This window comes from Dietzia sp. SYD-A1, assembly GCF_015356725.1.
Taxonomy (GTDB): domain Bacteria; phylum Actinomycetota; class Actinomycetes; order Mycobacteriales; family Mycobacteriaceae; genus Dietzia.
Window position 1 is genome coordinate 1 of the sequence record NZ_JADDKI010000365.1, and the last position, 1,198, is coordinate 1,198.

Annotated in this window: 1 protein-coding gene and 1 pseudogene; one reads left to right on the top strand and one right to left on the bottom strand. The window is 72.1% G+C overall.

Going from position 1 to position 1,198, the window contains the following annotated elements:
• Positions 1–103: 103 nt before the first annotated feature.
• Positions 104–835, bottom strand: a complete 732-nt coding sequence (locus IY392_RS13845; protein WP_194861523.1) for a succinate dehydrogenase cytochrome b subunit — start codon at positions 833–835, stop codon at positions 104–106.
• Between the two features lie 98 nt (positions 836–933).
• Here IY392_RS13845 and IY392_RS13850 point away from each other — a divergent pair.
• A pseudogene (locus tag IY392_RS13850) lies at positions 934–1,198 on the top strand (signal recognition particle-docking protein FtsY); the annotation flags it as partial.

A 1,198-nucleotide genomic window follows, 5' to 3' on the forward strand; every position in this document is an offset into this window, starting at 1 on the left:
CCACCGGGGGCGCCCGAGTCCAGGGTGTCGCCGGCCCGCGCGCCGGGGGCGGTGACGGGCGGTGCCGTGAAGGCGCTCGACACGCCCGGGGTGCGTGGGCGGGTCACGACAGCCATCCGGCCTGGACGGCGATCGGGATCATGGCGTTGCCCACCAGGACGGCGACAGCGGCGACCCCACCGACGACCGTCACCACCGCGCGACTCCGGACCCCCGTCACGCCGAGGTCCCCCGCCGCCGTCCGCACGCCGTGCGCCACGTGCACCGCGAGCAGAGCCATGGTGATCCCGTAGAACGCCGCCACCCAGGGCCTGGCGAAGCTGGCCACGAGGTTGGCGTACGGCGACCCGGGGACGAACGAGTCACTGGCCGCAGGAGGCGTGCCGGTGGTCATGTCCAGGACATGGAAGACCACGAACAGCAGCAGCACCACACCGGTCAACATCATGGTCCGCGCGCCGAATGAGGTGGCGTTCAGGCCGGCGCGACGACGACGGGGGCCCGCCGCCGCCCGCGAGCGTCGCACGAGCAGCGCGGAACACCCGATGTGCGCCACCAGGCTCAGCACCAGCACCACCCTCAGGCCCCACAACACGCCCTCGTGGGGGACCAGCGGGTAGAGCAGGGTCCGCAACCACTCGGCGTACCCGTCGAATCCGGCCGCGCCGCCGAAGACCTTGAGGTTGCCGATCATGTGCACGACGACGAACGAGGTGAAGATCAGACCCGTCACGGCTAGGACAGTCTTCGCCGCCCAGGTGGGGACGGCGTGGGCGCGCCGGAGGTGTGGTCTCCGGGCCCCGGCCGGCTCGTGCGGAGCAGCGACCTCGGTCACGCGCGGACACCTCCTTACGGGAATGGGCGCCAGTCTAGGGCCGCCCTCGACACCCGGGGCCGGGATGAGGACGGGGGGCGTCGTCCATACTGGGCACCGTGAACACCACCTGGATCGTCATCGCCGTCGTCGCCGTCCTGTTGCTCGCCCTCCTGGCACTGGTCGTGGGCCTGCAGCTGCGCAAGAGGCGACAGATCTCCCTGAGCAGGCCCGAGGAGCGCAGGGAACTCACCCGCGAGGAGCGCTCGGGCAACTACCAGGCGGGGACCGGCTTCTCGTTCACGGAGGCGGGTGGGACCGCCACCGCGGCACCCCCGAGGGAACCCCTGCCACGTCAGACGCCCCCTCCGGTCCACACGACCC